The sequence below is a fragment of the Cryobacterium suzukii genome, assembly GCF_004403185.1.
GTDB classification, from domain to species: domain Bacteria; phylum Actinomycetota; class Actinomycetes; order Actinomycetales; family Microbacteriaceae; genus Cryobacterium; species Cryobacterium suzukii.
The window spans coordinates 172,987-186,934 of sequence record NZ_SOHJ01000003.1 but is presented as its reverse complement, the minus strand read 5'-3'; the positions used below and the strand labels follow the sequence as shown (position 1 = coordinate 186,934).

Genomic DNA, 13,948 nt, shown 5'->3' with positions numbered 1-13,948 from the left:
GCCTCCGGTCGATCTGTTGCGAGACAATCAGTGCGGCCAGCCTACGCGCGCACCTCGTCAGCGCGCACCTCGTCACAATGGCTCCCCCGTAAAATGGGCCTATGGCCATTCCGAAGATTCTGCTCTTTTACATCTTCACGCCGCTGGCCGACCCCGATGCGGTGCGCCTGTGGCAACGCGACCTCTGTGCCGGGCTCGGCCTGCGCGGGCGCATCCTCATCTCGAAGGATGGCCTGAACGGCACGGTCGGCGGCGACCTGCCCGCGATCAAGAAATACATCCGTAAGACCCGCGACTACCCCGCGTTCAAAAACATCGATTTCAAGTGGAGCGAGGGTACCGGCCTCGACGAGGGCGGCCAGAGTCTGGACTTTCCGAAACTCGTGGTCAAGGTGCGCGACGAGATCGTGAGCTTTGGCGCGCCCGGCGAGTTGCGCGTCGACCAGGCGGGAGTGGTCGGCGGCGGCACCAAGCTACTGCCGGCCGAACTCAACGCCCTGGTCGCCGAGCGCGGCGATGACGTGGTCTTCTTCGACGGGCGTAACCAATTCGAGGCCGAAATCGGTCATTTTCGGGGCGCTGTCGTGCCAGACGTGGCCAACACCCGCGAGTTCGTGGCCGAACTCGACAGCGGAAAGTACGACCATCTCAAGGGCAAGCCGGTGGTGACCTACTGCACCGGTGGCATCCGGTGTGAGGTGCTCAGCGGCTTGATGAAGTCGCGCGGTTTCGACGAGGTCTACCAACTCGACGGCGGCATTGTGCGCTACGGCGAGGCCTTCGGCAATGACGGCCTGTGGTCGGGTTCGCTCTACGTCTTCGACCAGCGGATGTCCATCGACTTCGCTCCCGACGCTGCCGTGCTCGGTGTCTGCCAAGTGTGCGCCGCGCCCACCACGAACATGCTCAACTGCCGCGACGCCTCGTGCCGGGAACAGCTGATCGTGTGTGCTACCTGCGTGGCCGCCCAGGCTCCGGCCTGCACCACCCATGCGTCGCGAGCGAGCGAGGCGTCGCCCGCAACCTGAGCGGCCGTTCTGGAACACGATCAGCACCGAAACGCCGGTAGAGACTTCCTGTGCTGGCACACGCTGTGATTGGATCGTGGTGTGACCTATGACGCGCTGGCTGTTCGCACCCATTTTCCCGCCCTCTCCACCGGCATCGCTCATTTCGATGGACCGGGCGGCACGCAGACCCCGCGGCAGGTCGGCGCGGCGATCGCACTGACCCTCACTCGCCCGCTCTCGAACCGCGGCACGGGCAGCCTGCCCGAACGCAACGCGGACGAGGCTGTGACCGGGTTTCGCACCGCCGCAGCAGACCTGCTCGGCGCAGAGCCCAATGGCATCGTCTACGGGCGTAGTGCGACAGCACTCACCTACGATTTCTCCCATCATCTCTCCCGCGCGTGGGGTCCCGGCGACGAGGTCGTGGTCTCCCGCCTCGACCATGACTCGAATATCCGGCCGTGGGTGCAGGCGGCCGACCGCACGGGCGCAACCGTGCGCTGGGTCGACTTCGACCCGTCCACCGGCGAATTGTCCGCCGACGCGTTCGCCGCCGTCGTTGGTCCAGCGACGCGCCTCGTTGCCGTCACAGCCGCATCGAACCTGATTGGTACCCGCCCGCCGATCGCGGCGATCGCCGAGGTGGTGCATGCCGCCGGCGCGCTGCTCTACGTTGACGGTGTGCACTACACACCGCATGCACTCGTCGACCTCAAGGCGCTCGGTGCCGACTTCTTCGTGTGCTCCCCGTATAAGTTTCTCGGCCCGCATTGCGGCGTTCTCGCCGCCGCACCGGAACTCTTAGAAGGCATCCGGCCCGACAAGCTCGCGACGTCAACCGATTCCGTGCCCGAGCGATTCGAGTTTGGCACCCTCCCATACGAACAACTCGCCGGCGTGACGGCGGCCATTGATTTTCTCGCCGCGCTCGTGCCGGCCTCGCCCCCCGTTGGCGCCGCCGCCCCAACCCGACGGGAACGCCTCGTCGCGTCGTCACACGCACTCGAAGCGCACGAAGCGCTGTTGCTCACCCAGCTTGAAGCGGGGCTCGCCGCGCTGCCCGGCGTGCGCGTGCATTCCCGCGCCGCTCGGCGCACCCCCACCGTTTTGGTGACCTTCGCCGACCATTCGGCCGATGCCGCCTCCGCGTTTCTGACCGGCCGGGGGATTCTGGCTCCGGCCGGTTCGTTCTACGCCCGAGAAGCGAGTCGGCACCTCGGGCTGGGCGATGACGGCGGACTGCGCATCGGCCTCGCGCCGTACACCACGGCGCACGAGGTCGAGCGGATAATCGACGCGCTCGACGACTTTCTACGGCCGTAGCGATTGTGCCGGAAGGCCTTCTTGGACGGCAGAAGCAGGGACGTTGCCGGCCCTAGGCTGGACTCATTACAGGGGGGAGTCGGATGCCGGCCGGCGCTGTTATCGAATTTCACAACATCAGCAAACGCTTTGGTGGTGTCGCCGCGGTCACCGATCTCTCGTTCACGGTTGAACCCGGCCGGGTCACCGGGTTCCTGGGGCCGAACGGTGCCGGTAAGACCACGAGCCTGCGCATTCTGCTCGGGCTGGTCGCCGCCAGCAGCGGCACGGCCACATTCGGCGGCGTGCGCTACCGCGACCTGCCGCATCCGCTCGCCACGGTGGGCGCCGCCCTCGAAGCCGCGAGCTTTCACCCGGGCCGCAGCGCCCGCGACCACCTCGCCGTGTACACGATCGCGGCCGGACTATCGCGCACCCGAGTGCTGGAAGTACTCACCCAGGTGGGACTCGCCGCTCACGCCGCCCAGCGGGTTGGCGGCTACTCACTCGGCATGCGCCAACGACTCGGCCTGGCGTACGCCCTGCTCGGCGACCCGGGCGTGCTTGTGCTCGACGAACCGATCAACGGGCTGGACCCGGAGGGCATCCGCTGGATTCGCGGGTTTCTGCGCGACATGGCCGCCGAGGGCCGCACTGTTCTGGTCAGCTCCCACCTGCTCTCCGAGGTGCAGCAGAGCGTCGACGACGTCGTCATCATCGCCAGGGGTCAACTCGTGCATCTGGGTCCGCTGTCCAGCCTCGACACGGATGCCGCCCCGCAGACGATCGTCGATTCGCCCGACCGGGACGCCCTCGCCGCCGCCCTCACGGCCGCCGGCATCACCTTCTCGATCGGCCGCACCGGCCTGCTGGCCGCGACGCCCGATCCGGGCCTGCTCGGACATCTCGCCTTCACCGCCGGGGTCGAACTGAGCGTGCTGCATCGTCAGAAAGCCGGCCTCGAGGACTCGTTTCTCGCCCTCGTCGGCGGGAGCCAGTCGCTGTGATTTTGTTCGTGCGTTCTGTCGCGGCCGAATTCGCCAAGATTTTCACCACCCGCCTGTGGTGGATTCTCGCTATCGTGCTTTTTTGTTACATCGGCCTGCTCGCCGGTGGCCTCGCGGCGCTGTTCGCCGGTCTCCAGACCGGTGTGATCAGCCCGGATGCCGTCAATACCGGCGGCGGGGCGATCACCTTCGGAACCCTCCCTCCCCTCATCTACAGCTTCGCCTCCTCGGTCGGGTACGTCTTTCCGGTGCTGCTCGGTGCCCTCGCGTCGACCGGTGAGTTTCGCCACCAGACATTGACGCCGACGTTTCTGGCAACCCCTCGACGCGGCGTGGTGCTGGGGGCCAAGACGGTGACGCTGATTCTGATCGGTGCGGGCTTCGGGCTCGTCGCGCTAGCGGCATCGGTTGGTATCGGCGGCGGGGTGTTGAGCGCCTTTGGTGTCGATGCGTTACTGCAGGGCTCCGAGACCTGGCTGCTCGTGGCGCGCACGCTTCTCGCCATGGGCCTCTGGGCGGCGATCGGCGTCGGCCTCGGCGTGCTCGTGCCCAATCAGGTGGCCTCGATTGTGATCGTGCTCGCCTTCACCCAGTTCGTCGAACCGCTGCTGCGGCTGGCCGCCTCTTTCCTCGAAGTCACGGCGACGATCGGTAACTTTCTGCCCGGAGCCGCCTCCGATGCCCTCGTCGGCGCGAGCATCTTCACCGTGGCCAGCCCGGCCGGAGCCGCCCCGCTGGACTGGTGGCAGGGCGGTCTCGTGCTGCTCGGTTATGCCCTGGTCGCGACCGTCATCGGTTACGCCGTGAGCTGGAAGAAGGACGTCACGTAGTCGTGCCGGTGGGGGCATAGGCTGCGGACATGGCCATTGTCGCTGCTCTGTTCGTTGCCCTCGCCGCCGTGCTGCACGGCTACATCTTCACGATGGAGAGCCTGTGGTGGACCCGCCCCGCCATCTGGAAACGCTTCGGTGTGGCCAGCCAGGCGGACGCCGCCACCATCAAGCCGATGGCCTACAACCAGGGTTTCTACAACCTGTTTTTGGGGCTCGGTGCAGTCACGGGTCTCGGTCTGTTCTTCGGCGGCATTCCCGCCGCGGGCCTCGCGCTCATCTTGTTTTCGACCGCGTCGATGGTGCTCGCCGCCATCGTGCTGTGGAGCGGTGGCCGGAACTATGCCAGGGCCGCGCTGATTCAGGGCACGCTGCCACTGATCGGCTTCGTGCTGTTCCTCTTTGCCTAGCTGGTCGGCTAGGCCGGCAGCTTGAGCGAGTCGATGAGATCGGTCGCGTGCTGGCTGGTGAGAATGACGCGGGCGAATTCTTCGTCGACGAGGTCGATCACCACGGCAGGGCGGTGACGTTTGATCGACACGAAGTCTTTGCCGCCATGAAACTTCCAGGTTCCCGCGGCCAGGACGAGCGGAACGATCGAGCCGAGAGCACGAATTCCGCGCAGCCAAATCCACGGATCTTCGGTGATGATCACCGAGCGGATATTCTCTCGCTGCACCACGATCGACTCCCTTCGCAGCGCGAGGGTTCTTTCCGCGCGCGTCAGGTGGATCTCGAGCCGGTCAGAATGCACGCTCAGGGAAGCCATTGTTCCAGTCTGCCCCGTTGGGGCCGCAAATCTGTTGTGTGAACCTCACAAAGCAGCAACGTCCAAGCGCAGGATCTCTCCAACGGCAGCGGATGCCCTCAGTCGGCCACGCTCATCCGCTCGCCCGGGTCAGCCCCGCGGCGTCGCGGCAGCGGCAGCCTTGGCCGCAGCGGGCAGAGCCTCGAAGATGCGCCCGATGGCGGTCTGATCGTGCGCGTCGGAGACGAACCAGGCCTCAAACACGCTCGGCGGCAACGACACGCCACCATCGAGCATGGCGTGGAAAAACGGTGCGTAGCGAAAGGCTTCCTGGCGCTGCACGTCGGCATAGGTGCGCGGTGCCGACCCCTGGGCCTCGTCGCCGAACACGAAGCTGAACAGGTTGCCAGCCCGCTGCACCCGGTGGGCGACACCCTCGGCGGTGAGCGAGGCGGAAACGGCCTCAGAGAGGATTATGGCGGTCGCGTTAAGACGGTCGTACACGCTCTCGTCGAGCAGGTTGAGGGTCGCGATCCCCGCCGCGACGGCGACGGGGTTGCCCGACAGCGTGCCGGCCTGGTAGACCGGGCCGGTCGGTGCGAGAAAGTCCATCACGTCGGCTCGGCCGCCGAGGGCGGCTACGGGCAGTCCGCCGCCGATGATCTTGCCGAAGGTGAGCAGGTCGGGTGTGTAGAACTCTTCGCCGGCCGCCTCCAGACTGCTGGTCTCCAAGCCCCAGAAACCGGCGCGGCTCACCCGAAAACCAGTGAGCACCTCGTCGAGGATGAGCAGGGCGCCGTTCTCGTGCGCGATCCCCGACAGCGCGGCGTTGAAGCCGGCATCCGGGGCGACAACTCCCATGTTGGCCGCAGCGGCTTCGGTGATGATGGCGGCAATCCGGCCAGGGTGCGCCTCGAAGGCGGCCCGCACGGCAGCGAGGTCGTTATACGGCAGCACGAGGGTCTGCGCTGCGGTAGCGGCCGTGACCCCGGCTGAACCGGGCAGGGCGAGGGTGGCGAGGCCGGAGCCAGCCTGGGCGAGCAGGCCGTCGGAGTGACCGTGATAGTGGCCGGCGAACTTGATCAGCAGGTCACGATTGGTGAAGCCGCGGGCCAGACGGATGGCGGTCATGGTCGCCTCTGTACCGGTCGACACGAGGCGCAGCTTTTCGACCGCGCCGACGCGCTCAGCGACGAGTTCGGCCAGTTCGGTCTCCGCCGGTGTCGACGCACCGAAAGACAGTCCGAGGGCGGCAGCATCCTGCACGGCCCTGATGACCTCGGGATGCGCATGGCCCAGAATTGCCGGGCCCCAGGAATTGACGAGGTCGACATACTCCCGGCCGTCGGAGTCCGTGACGTATGCGCCCGCAGCCTTGACGAGAAACAGCGGAGTGCCGCCGACCGAGCCGAAGGCGCGCACCGGCGAGTTGACTCCCCCGGGAATCACACGGCGGGCGCGGTCGAACAGCTCGTCGTTGTGGGTGGCTGTGTGTTCCGCTGACGTTGACATCGTGTCGGTCATGCTTGCTCCTCCTTGAGCCAGGTGGCCAGTTCAACAGCCCAGTAGGTGAGCACGGCATCAGCACCGGCCCGGCGGATGCTCAAAACCGACTCTTCGATTGCACGGCGACGGTCGATCCAGCCCTGCGCGGCGGCAGCTTCGATCATCGCGTATTCGCCAGACACTTGGTATGCCCAAACGGGAATATCACTCATGGCGGCAACTGCGGCGAGCACGTCGAGGTAGCCGCCGGCCGGTTTGACCATGACGATGTCGGCGCCCTCGGCGATGTCGAGCTGCGCTTCACGCAGGCCCTCGCGCCGGTTGGCCGGGTCGAGCTGATAGGTGCGGCGGTCGCCGACCAGCGTCGAGGCAACGGCTTCGCGGAACGGTCCATAGAAAGCGGAGGCGTACTTGGCCGAGTAGGCGAGCACGGCGGTGTCTTCGAAACCGTTGCCGTCGAGGGTCTCGCGCACGGCCGCGACCTGGCCGTCCATCATGCCCGAGAGACCAAGCAGCGCGGATCCGGCCGTGGCCTGGGCAAGGGCCATGTCGCGGTAGCGTTCGAGGGTGGCGTCGTTGTCGACGTGACCGTCGGCCGCGAGCACGCCGCAGTGGCCGTGGTCGGTGAATTCGTCGAGGCACAGGTCGGTCTGCACGACGAGCGCGTCGCCAATCTCGTCGACGAGAGCGCGAGTGGCCAGGTTGAGAATGCCCTTGGGATCGGTCGCGCCGGTTCCGGTCGCATCACGCACGTCTGGCACCCCGAACAACATGATGCCGCCGATGCCGGCTTCGGCCGCCTGCACGACGGCCCGGCGTGCGCTGTCGATGCTGTGCTGCACAACGCCAGGCATCGACGTGATTGGGCGGGCGTCATCACCTTCGCGCACGAACATGGGGAGCACGAGCTCGGCCGGGTTGACACGAATTTCACTGGCCAGGCGACGGAGCGCGCCGCTGGTGCGCAAGCGTCGTGGGCGGATAACGGGTTTGGTCACTCCTGTACCCTACGCCGCTCGGCTGTGCGTTCCGTTATCCGGCCGTTACCTGACCGATCAGAGTGCCGGTGCGGTTCCCGCCAAAGCGGCATCGACGAGCGCGTCAATCAGCGACTCGGCGCTGCGTTCCTCGGCGATCACATCAACGCGCAGGCCGAGGGCCCGGGAATCCTTCGCGGTCTGCGGACCGATACACGCCACGAGTGTGCGCTCGGGAATGTCGCCGAATTGTTCGCGTACCTGGCGCGCCACGCTGCCACTGGTGACGAGTACGGCGTGCACGAGGCCGGCTTTGACGTCGGCGACGACTTGGTCGCTGACGGGCACGCCGATCGTGCGGTAGGCGACGACCGATTCCACGTCGTGGCCGACGCGGCGCAGCCCTTCGGAGAGCAGTGGCTTGGCGATTTCACTGCGCAGCGTGAGCACGCGCAGGGGGATGACGCCGGCAGTGGCAGCCTCCCACTCCTTCAGCAGGCCGCGCGCAGAATTATCTTCGGAGGGAACGATGTCCACGTGGTAGCCGGCCGCAACGAGCGCGGCCGCGGTGGTTTCACCGACCGCGGCGATGCGCGTTCCGGGTGCGACGACCGCGCGGTGCGACGACAGAACGTCGACGGTCGTGGCGCTCGTGATGGTCATCCAGTCGAAGTCGCCGGCGGCGAGGCGGGTCAGCGCCGCTTCGAGGGCCGGGGCGTCGTCAGTCGCCGCGAAGTTGATCATGGGAGCGACGATCGGATGCGCTCCCATGGCGCGCAGATTGGCTGCCACCTGATCACCCCAGGGTCCACCGCGCGGAACGAGAACTCGCCAGCCCGCGAGGGGCTTGGTCTGTCGATTGATCACGTGGTCACTCAGTCACTTTCAGGGGAGCGAACTCGGCCGCGCCACCGGCCAGAAGATCTATGGATACTCGTTCGGCCACGTCGAGCGCGGCTTCAGTGAGATGGAGGGCAGAGTGGGAATCGGGCGTTGCCGCGTGTGAACTGGTGATCTTGCGAGAGCCATCCGGGCTGTACACGGTGGCGGTGAGAAACAGCAGGCCATCGTCGACGACCGCGGTCGCACCGATCGGTGCCGCACAACCGGCCTCGAGGCGGGCCAGTACCGTGCGTTCGGCGGTGGTCGTCGCCTCGGTCGAGGAATGGTTCATGGCCTCGAGCGCCACGCCCAGCAGGCGATCGGGCTTGCCGCTCCGCACCTCGATGGCGAGCGCCCCCTGGCCGGGAGCGGTGGGCCAGGCCGACAGGTCGAGAAATTCGGGCGCCAGGGAATCGAGCCGACCGAGGCGTCCGAGGCCGGCGGCGGCCAGCACGACGGCGTCGAGGTCTCCCTCGGTGACGCGGCCCACACGTGTATCGATGTTGCCGCGAATGTCGACGATCGTGAGGTCGGGCCGACGCTCAAGCAACTGGGCGACCCGGCGGGGCGAACCTGTGCCGACTCGGGCGCCCTCTGGCAGGGTGTCCAGGGTGAAGCCGGCGCGTGCCACCAGCACGTCCCGGGCATCCGCTCTCTTGGGCGTTGCGCCGATGACGAGGCCAGGGTGCGCCTCGGTCGGCAGGTCCTTGAACGAGTGCACGATGACGTCGCACTCGTCGTTCAGCAGGGCTTCGCGCAGGGCGCTCGCGAACACACCGGTGCCGCCGAGGCTCGAGAGCGATTCGGTCGAGGTATCGCCGTGCGTGGTAACCCGCACGATTTCAACCTCGACACCGGCCGAAGCCGCGATGCGGTTGACGATGGTCTGGGTCTGGGCGAGGGCCAGGGCACTCGCCCGAGTGCCCACGCGGATGACGGTCATGGTGCCATTCCGGCGAGGGCCGGCTTGAAGCCGAGGCGCACGTTTTCGCAGCAGCCGGGACGGCAGACGTCGTACCAGGGACCGAGGGCGGTTTTAGCCGGGCGGTCGGAGGTCGGGGTGTCGTTCAATCGTTCCTCGATCAGGTCGACGAGGCCGCTTACGAAGTCGGGCGAGACACCGGGGGTGGGCACGCGTACGGCGTGGAGGCCGAACTTTTCGCTCGTCTCCATCGCCTCGTTGTCGAGGTCCCACAGGACCTCCATGTGGTCACTCACGAATCCAAGCGGCACGATGATGACGGCACGGATGCCGCGGGCGGGCAGCAGGGCGATCGCATCGTTGATGTCGGGTTCGAGCCATGGCATGCTGGGCGGGCCGCTGCGGGACTGGTAGACGAGCTGCCACTGGGTCTTCAGCGGCGCCTCGGTATCGGCCGGTTCCACGAGGGAGTCCATGATGACCTGGGCGACGGCGCGGTGCTGCGCTTCGTACGCGCCACCCTCGCCGAAACCGCGCTCGGCTGGGCCGCTCTTGTTGGCATCCGTCATGGGGATCGAGTGGGTCGAGAACAGAATCTCGACCTCGGTGTCGACATTGATGCCGGGGATGGCATCTCGGACGTCTTGCAGGCCCTGGGTGACACCGGTGATGAAGGGGGTAACGAAGCCGGGGTGGTCAAAAAACTGGCGAATTTTGTCGATGTGCACCGTGTCGTTCAGGCCCTTGGTCGTCAGCGCCGCAGCGAAGTCTTCGCGGTACTGGCGGCATCCGCTGTAGGAGCTGTAAGCGCTCGTCGCGATCGCGAGCAGGCGGTCTTGGCCCGCATCGTGAGCGTCAGAGATCGTGTCGGCGAGGTACGGCGCCCAGTTACGGTTACCCCAGATCACGGGCAGGTCGATGCCGCGACGGGTCAGTTCGACCTGAAGCGCAGCTTTTAACACACGGTTCTGGTCGTTGATCGGGCTGACGCCGCCGTAGTGGCGGTAGTGCTTGGCCACGACCTCGAGGCGTTCCTCGGGGATGCCACGGCCGCCCGTCACGTTGCGCAGGAACGGAATCACGTCGTCCTGGCCTTCGGGGCCGCCGAAACCGGCCAGCAAAACGGCGTCGTACGTGGTCATTACTGCAGAACCTCGACGACCTCGGCGGTGGAGATGCGGCGTCCGGTGAAGAACGGGATCTCCTCGCGCACGTGGCGGCGGGCTTCGGTTTCACGCAGGCCGCGCATCAGGTCGACCAGTTCGGTGAGTTCGTCGCTCTCGATCGGCAGCAGCCACTCGTAGTCGCCAAGGGCGAAAGCCGAGATCGTGTTGGCCAGGGCTCCACGGTAAGCGGCGCCCTTGCGGCCGTGGTCGGCGAGCATCTTGCTGCGCTCGTCGTCGGGCAGCAGGTACCACTCGTAGCTGCGCACAAAGGGGTAGATCGTGAGCCAGGCCTTGGGTTCTACGCCGCGCAAAAAAGCGGGCACGTGGCTCTTGTTGAATTCGGCGTCGCGGTGCACCCCCATGGCATTCCAGGTGGGTAGGAGACTCTTAAGCAGGCGGCTGCGGCGCAGCTCGCGGTTGGCCCACTGCAGGGTCTCAGCCTCGTCGGCGTGGGTCCAGATCATGACGTCGGCATCGGCCTTGAGTCCGGAGACGTCGTAGAAACCGCGAACCGTAACGCCCTCGGCTTCGATCAGGGCGACAACGTCGTCGAGCTCATTGACCGCGTGCGGGACATCGCGGCCGTCGAGGTCATCCGGGTTGTTCGGATCTCTTCGCAGAACGGTAAAGAGGGCGAAACCTTGCGGCGAAGCCGCGGGTACTTCGGAATCGGTAGGGGTGGCGGGCTGAACGTTGGTTACTGCCTCTCCGGCAGCCGGGTGAGTCATAGGTCTAGTTTGCTCTTTATTGAGCCCGGCACCAAAATGAGCGCTGCGATTCTGTGAACTGACTCGCCCGGTTTGATCGGAACTAGCGGTTCTTAACCACCGCGGAAGCGCCGAACCAGACGATAACGCCGACCACGGTCGCCGCGCTGAGCGCAATTCCCACGAGGGCGGCCGGGCTGTCCTCGCCGAGCTGGCGCAGGGCATGGGTCAGGCGACGGCGATTAATGCGCAGCTGCTTGGGCAAATTGAACTTGTACTCGATAGCATCGAGCGTCGAAGCGAGCTCGGCGCGCGCCTGCCGCGCTTCGGCGCGCAGGTCATCGATGTCGCGCTTGTCCCTGCCAGCCTCGGTGAGCTCGGGGTTATTTATGGTCATATTCGCCAACTCCCTTGAATGCATCAACGTCGTGACGGATGCTCGCGTGCACACCCTCCGGATCGGGTTTCGTGGCCGCCTTCACCCGGTTGACACCGATAAGCAGCAGGATGACGGCGATGAGCACCAGCGCGACCGCCACGATGAGTGTGGCCAGCCAGAGCGGCAGCACGAGGGCCAACGCGATCACAGCGAGGGCGACGAACACCCCGAGGGCGAAAAAGAGGATGGCAGCGGCCACAATGAAGAGGGCGGCACCGACCCCGAAATTCTTGGCCTTAGCAACGAACTCGGCTTTGAAAGCATCCAGTTCGGCCCTGACGAGGGCGCTGATCTGGCCGGGCAGTTCCCCGATCAGTGCAAGCAACGGGCGCTTGCTTTTCGGGTTGAATCCACTGCTAGTCACGGATTGCCTTCCCTATACTCGGGTGTCGGGGTTTCAGGTGTCTGAATTCTACGAGCTGTTGCGCGCTTACTGCGCCGTGGAATCGTCTGCCGCCGTGGGGGTCGCCATGGGGGTCGCCTTCGGCTTGGGCTTTGCGGCGGCAGTACGGCTCGTGGCGGTACTGGCCTTCGCGGCCGGCGTGGCGTAGGCATCCGTTTTGCCAGCAGCCTGCTTCTTCTTCGCCGCGGCCTGTGAGACGGCCTTCTTACCGACCTTGTACAGGGTGGCGGGAACGTCGCCGACCAGTTCGAGGGCGGCGTCGCGTACCTCAGTCACCCGGCGCTGAACGGGCTTGGCGTTCCAGAGATCATTGGCAGCGGCGGCGATCTGGTCGTAGCGTTTACGGCCAGCACGTGCGCCGAGCACATAGCCGACGAGTCCGCCCGTGATGAACAGAAGCTTTCCGCGCATTGAGTCTCCACTTTCGTAAGGTTCCCCCAGAGTAGCCCGCTTCGCCGTTTTGGACTCAGGTGGTGCGGGTATGTCTGGTTGCGCTCGTATCAATACAGGAAGTGCACAGTTTCGGCTAGAGATCTGGCGCGGAGATGTTGAGGCCGAGGGCGGCGTGCCGAATGCGGTCGCCGGCCTGGAGAGCGTGCGGAATGACCGAGGCAAGGCCCGTTCCGGCCAACCAGGCACCGGTGATCTCCAGCCCGGGGGTCGCGGCGACGGCTTCGCCCACCTGCTGCGCACGTTCGGGCGCTCCGAGAGTGGCGGGTGACAGTGCGTCGCGCCATTCGGTGCGGGCAAAGGCTCGCACGCAGCCGGCCGGCAAAGGAACGCCGAGCAGCACGGATGCGTCGTGCAGCGCGAGTGCCTGGAGTTCATCGTCGGTCAGGGCGTCGGTCGGGTTGGACTGACCGGCCCGACCGTAGGACAACCGCACGACGTGACGGCCGGGGCCGGCGGCTTCGGCAACCCAGGCCCATTTGGCGGTGACGTGGGTGAGCGCCTTCGCGGTGACGTCGGGAGCATCAATCGACACGAGCACACCGGTGCCGCGCGGGTGCGCGTCGAGGGCGGGTGCGTCGAGCACGAGCGAAGTGAGGGTGACGGCGGTCGGGGCCGGCCAGTCAAGTTCGGCGAGCGCGTCGAACTGTGCGCCGAGCGGATTGACCAGTCGCAGTGCCTGCGCGCCCTGGGTCGCGACGATGACATAGCGGGCGGTGAGGGTGTCAGTCGTGGGCTCGGCGTGTGGGTCGGCGGGGTCGGCATCCGCTCGCCGGGTGACGGTGACGGCCCAGGTGGGCGCGTCGTCGGTGCCGGAATGAGTCAGACTCTCGGCCGTGGTGCCGGTCAGAATTGTCACGTTGTGGTGTTCCAGGGCGGCAACGATGGCGGCGGGCAGGCTGGCCATGCCGCCGAGCAGTCCGCCCACGTTGGAGCCGGCCGGGGCGCCGGATCGCAGGGCCGAGACGGCCCCGGAGAGCGAGCCGGCCGTGGTGAGGGCGCGGTTGAGTCCGGGGGCAACGACGTCAATTTCGAGGTCGACGGCGCTCGTCGTGTAGACGCCGGAGGCGACGGGCTCGACGAGGCGGTCGAGCACACGCGCTCCCATGCGCTTCTTCACCAGGTCGCCGAGGCTGTGCTCTCGGCCGATCGTGAGCACGGGCATGAGCCGGTCGCCGTAGGCGCGCAGCGCCCCCTTCCAGCCGATGACGCGGCGCACGTCGTCGGCGAGCGGGGAACCCGGAATTCCGAGCACGCCGGCCTTTGGCAGCGGAACGCTGACCGAGGTATCCGCTGGGGAACCGGCTTTGAGAGCCGGAAGGTGCAACCATGCGCCGGCGACGTTCGGAGCGACAACCTGATCGGTGAGACCGAGGTCCTCGATGAATGACGCCACGGTGCCGCCGCGAACGGCGAAGCTTTCGGCGCCGCTGTCGAGGGTGAGTCCGTCGAGAACGTGGCCGGCCACCGGGCCGCCGACGGCATCCGTTGCCTCAATGAGGGTGACGCGGAGCCCCACCTGGGCGCATTCGCGGGCGGCGACCAGGCCGGCCACCCCTGCGCCAATCACGAGTACGTCGATCGGTGTGGTCATGTTGC

The 13,948-nt window shown here is 66.6% G+C and carries 16 protein-coding genes; 5 read left to right on the top strand and 11 right to left on the bottom strand.

Annotated features, from left to right (window positions below; genetic code table 11):
* The first annotated feature begins 101 nt into the window (after positions 1–101).
* The 5 genes from trhO (at position 102) to E3T39_RS03995 (ending at position 4,559) form a co-directional block, all read left to right on the top strand.
* Entirely contained in the window at positions 102–1,028 is a 927-nt protein-coding gene (gene trhO / locus E3T39_RS04015) for an oxygen-dependent tRNA uridine(34) hydroxylase TrhO (protein ID WP_134513437.1), read from the top strand.
* Between the two features lie 81 nt (positions 1,029–1,109).
* Positions 1,110–2,333 carry a cysteine desulfurase-like protein gene (locus E3T39_RS04010; protein ID WP_134513436.1) on the top strand — a complete coding sequence of 408 codons (1,224 nt, stop codon included), beginning with the start codon at positions 1,110–1,112 and terminating at the stop codon, positions 2,331–2,333.
* Positions 2,334–2,416: 83 nt separating this feature from the next.
* Complete coding sequence (locus E3T39_RS04005; protein ID WP_134513435.1) at positions 2,417–3,319, top strand: ATP-binding cassette domain-containing protein; 903 nt, start codon at positions 2,417–2,419, stop codon at positions 3,317–3,319.
* Positions 3,316–4,149, top strand: a complete 834-nt coding sequence (locus E3T39_RS04000; RefSeq protein WP_241979499.1) for an ABC transporter permease — start codon at positions 3,316–3,318, stop codon at positions 4,147–4,149. The genes E3T39_RS04005 and E3T39_RS04000 overlap by 4 nt, the downstream gene beginning before the upstream one ends.
* A gap of 29 nt (positions 4,150–4,178) precedes the next feature.
* Complete coding sequence (locus tag E3T39_RS03995; protein WP_134513434.1) at positions 4,179–4,559, top strand: DUF1304 domain-containing protein; 381 nt, start codon at positions 4,179–4,181, stop codon at positions 4,557–4,559.
* A gap of 8 nt (positions 4,560–4,567) precedes the next feature.
* Here E3T39_RS03995 and E3T39_RS03990 read toward each other — a convergent pair whose 3' ends face one another.
* The 11 genes from E3T39_RS03990 to E3T39_RS03940 all read right to left on the bottom strand — a co-directional run bounded on the left by E3T39_RS03990 (position 4,568) and on the right by E3T39_RS03940 (position 13,943).
* Entirely contained in the window at positions 4,568–4,918 is a 351-nt protein-coding gene (locus E3T39_RS03990; RefSeq protein WP_104128816.1) for a hypothetical protein, read from the bottom strand.
* A gap of 129 nt (positions 4,919–5,047) precedes the next feature.
* Positions 5,048–6,421, bottom strand: a complete 1,374-nt coding sequence (gene hemL, locus E3T39_RS03985; RefSeq protein WP_241979498.1) for a glutamate-1-semialdehyde 2,1-aminomutase — start codon at positions 6,419–6,421, stop codon at positions 5,048–5,050.
* Positions 6,418–7,401 carry a porphobilinogen synthase gene (gene hemB, locus E3T39_RS03980; protein ID WP_134513433.1) on the bottom strand — a complete coding sequence of 328 codons (984 nt, stop codon included), beginning with the start codon at positions 7,399–7,401 and terminating at the stop codon, positions 6,418–6,420. Before hemB ends, hemL begins: the two co-directional genes overlap by 4 nt.
* 57 nt (positions 7,402–7,458) lie before the next feature.
* The gene (locus E3T39_RS03975; RefSeq protein ID WP_241979497.1) at positions 7,459–8,247 is read right to left on the bottom strand and encodes a uroporphyrinogen-III synthase; all 789 of its coding nucleotides are present in this window, start codon (positions 8,245–8,247) and stop codon (positions 7,459–7,461) included.
* Positions 8,248–8,251: 4 nt separating this feature from the next.
* A complete protein-coding gene (gene hemC, locus E3T39_RS03970) occupies positions 8,252–9,205 on the bottom strand; it encodes a hydroxymethylbilane synthase (protein ID WP_134513431.1) in 954 nt (317 codons plus the stop codon).
* Complete coding sequence (locus E3T39_RS03965) at positions 9,202–10,326, bottom strand: ferrochelatase (RefSeq protein WP_134513430.1); 1,125 nt, start codon at positions 10,324–10,326, stop codon at positions 9,202–9,204. The genes hemC and E3T39_RS03965 overlap by 4 nt, the downstream gene beginning before the upstream one ends.
* Complete coding sequence (gene hemQ / locus E3T39_RS03960; RefSeq protein ID WP_134513429.1) at positions 10,326–11,078, bottom strand: hydrogen peroxide-dependent heme synthase; 753 nt, start codon at positions 11,076–11,078, stop codon at positions 10,326–10,328. The genes E3T39_RS03965 and hemQ overlap by 1 nt, the downstream gene beginning before the upstream one ends.
* An 82-nt stretch (positions 11,079–11,160) precedes the next feature.
* Positions 11,161–11,454, bottom strand: coding sequence for a DUF3618 domain-containing protein (locus tag E3T39_RS03955; protein ID WP_241979496.1), 294 nt, complete (start codon positions 11,452–11,454; stop codon positions 11,161–11,163).
* Positions 11,441–11,860, bottom strand: coding sequence for a phage holin family protein (locus E3T39_RS03950; protein ID WP_134513428.1), 420 nt, complete (start codon positions 11,858–11,860; stop codon positions 11,441–11,443). Before E3T39_RS03950 ends, E3T39_RS03955 begins: the two co-directional genes overlap by 14 nt.
* 66 nt (positions 11,861–11,926) lie before the next feature.
* Positions 11,927–12,310, bottom strand: a complete 384-nt coding sequence (locus E3T39_RS03945; protein WP_134513427.1) for a hypothetical protein — start codon at positions 12,308–12,310, stop codon at positions 11,927–11,929.
* A 115-nt stretch (positions 12,311–12,425) separates the two neighbouring features.
* On the bottom strand, positions 12,426–13,943 hold the full coding sequence (locus E3T39_RS03940) for a protoporphyrinogen/coproporphyrinogen oxidase (RefSeq protein WP_134513426.1): 1,518 nt from the start codon (positions 13,941–13,943) through the stop codon (positions 12,426–12,428).
* Positions 13,944–13,948 lie beyond the last annotated feature (5 nt).

Excerpts from the sequence above, each read along its gene's own strand:
- E3T39_RS03940 (WP_134513426.1), bottom strand. The coding sequence starts at position 13,943 with ATGACCACACCGATCGACGTACTCGTGATTGGCGCAGGGGTGGCCGGC.
- E3T39_RS03955 (WP_241979496.1), bottom strand. The coding sequence starts at position 11,454 with ATGACCATAAATAACCCCGAGCTCACCGAGGCTGGCAGGGACAAGCGC.
- hemQ (WP_134513429.1), bottom strand. The coding sequence starts at position 11,078 with ATGACTCACCCGGCTGCCGGAGAGGCAGTAACCAACGTTCAGCCCGCC.
- E3T39_RS03945 (WP_134513427.1), bottom strand. The coding sequence starts at position 12,310 with ATGCGCGGAAAGCTTCTGTTCATCACGGGCGGACTCGTCGGCTATGTG.
- E3T39_RS03995 (WP_134513434.1), top strand. The coding sequence starts at position 4,179 with ATGGCCATTGTCGCTGCTCTGTTCGTTGCCCTCGCCGCCGTGCTGCAC.
- hemL (WP_241979498.1), bottom strand. The coding sequence starts at position 6,421 with ATGACCGACACGATGTCAACGTCAGCGGAACACACAGCCACCCACAAC.
- E3T39_RS03990 (WP_104128816.1), bottom strand. The coding sequence starts at position 4,918 with ATGGCTTCCCTGAGCGTGCATTCTGACCGGCTCGAGATCCACCTGACG.
- trhO (WP_134513437.1), top strand. The coding sequence starts at position 102 with ATGGCCATTCCGAAGATTCTGCTCTTTTACATCTTCACGCCGCTGGCC.
- E3T39_RS03965 (WP_134513430.1), bottom strand. The coding sequence starts at position 10,326 with ATGACCACGTACGACGCCGTTTTGCTGGCCGGTTTCGGCGGCCCCGAA.
- hemC (WP_134513431.1), bottom strand. The coding sequence starts at position 9,205 with ATGACCGTCATCCGCGTGGGCACTCGGGCGAGTGCCCTGGCCCTCGCC.
- E3T39_RS04005 (WP_134513435.1), top strand. The coding sequence starts at position 2,417 with ATGCCGGCCGGCGCTGTTATCGAATTTCACAACATCAGCAAACGCTTT.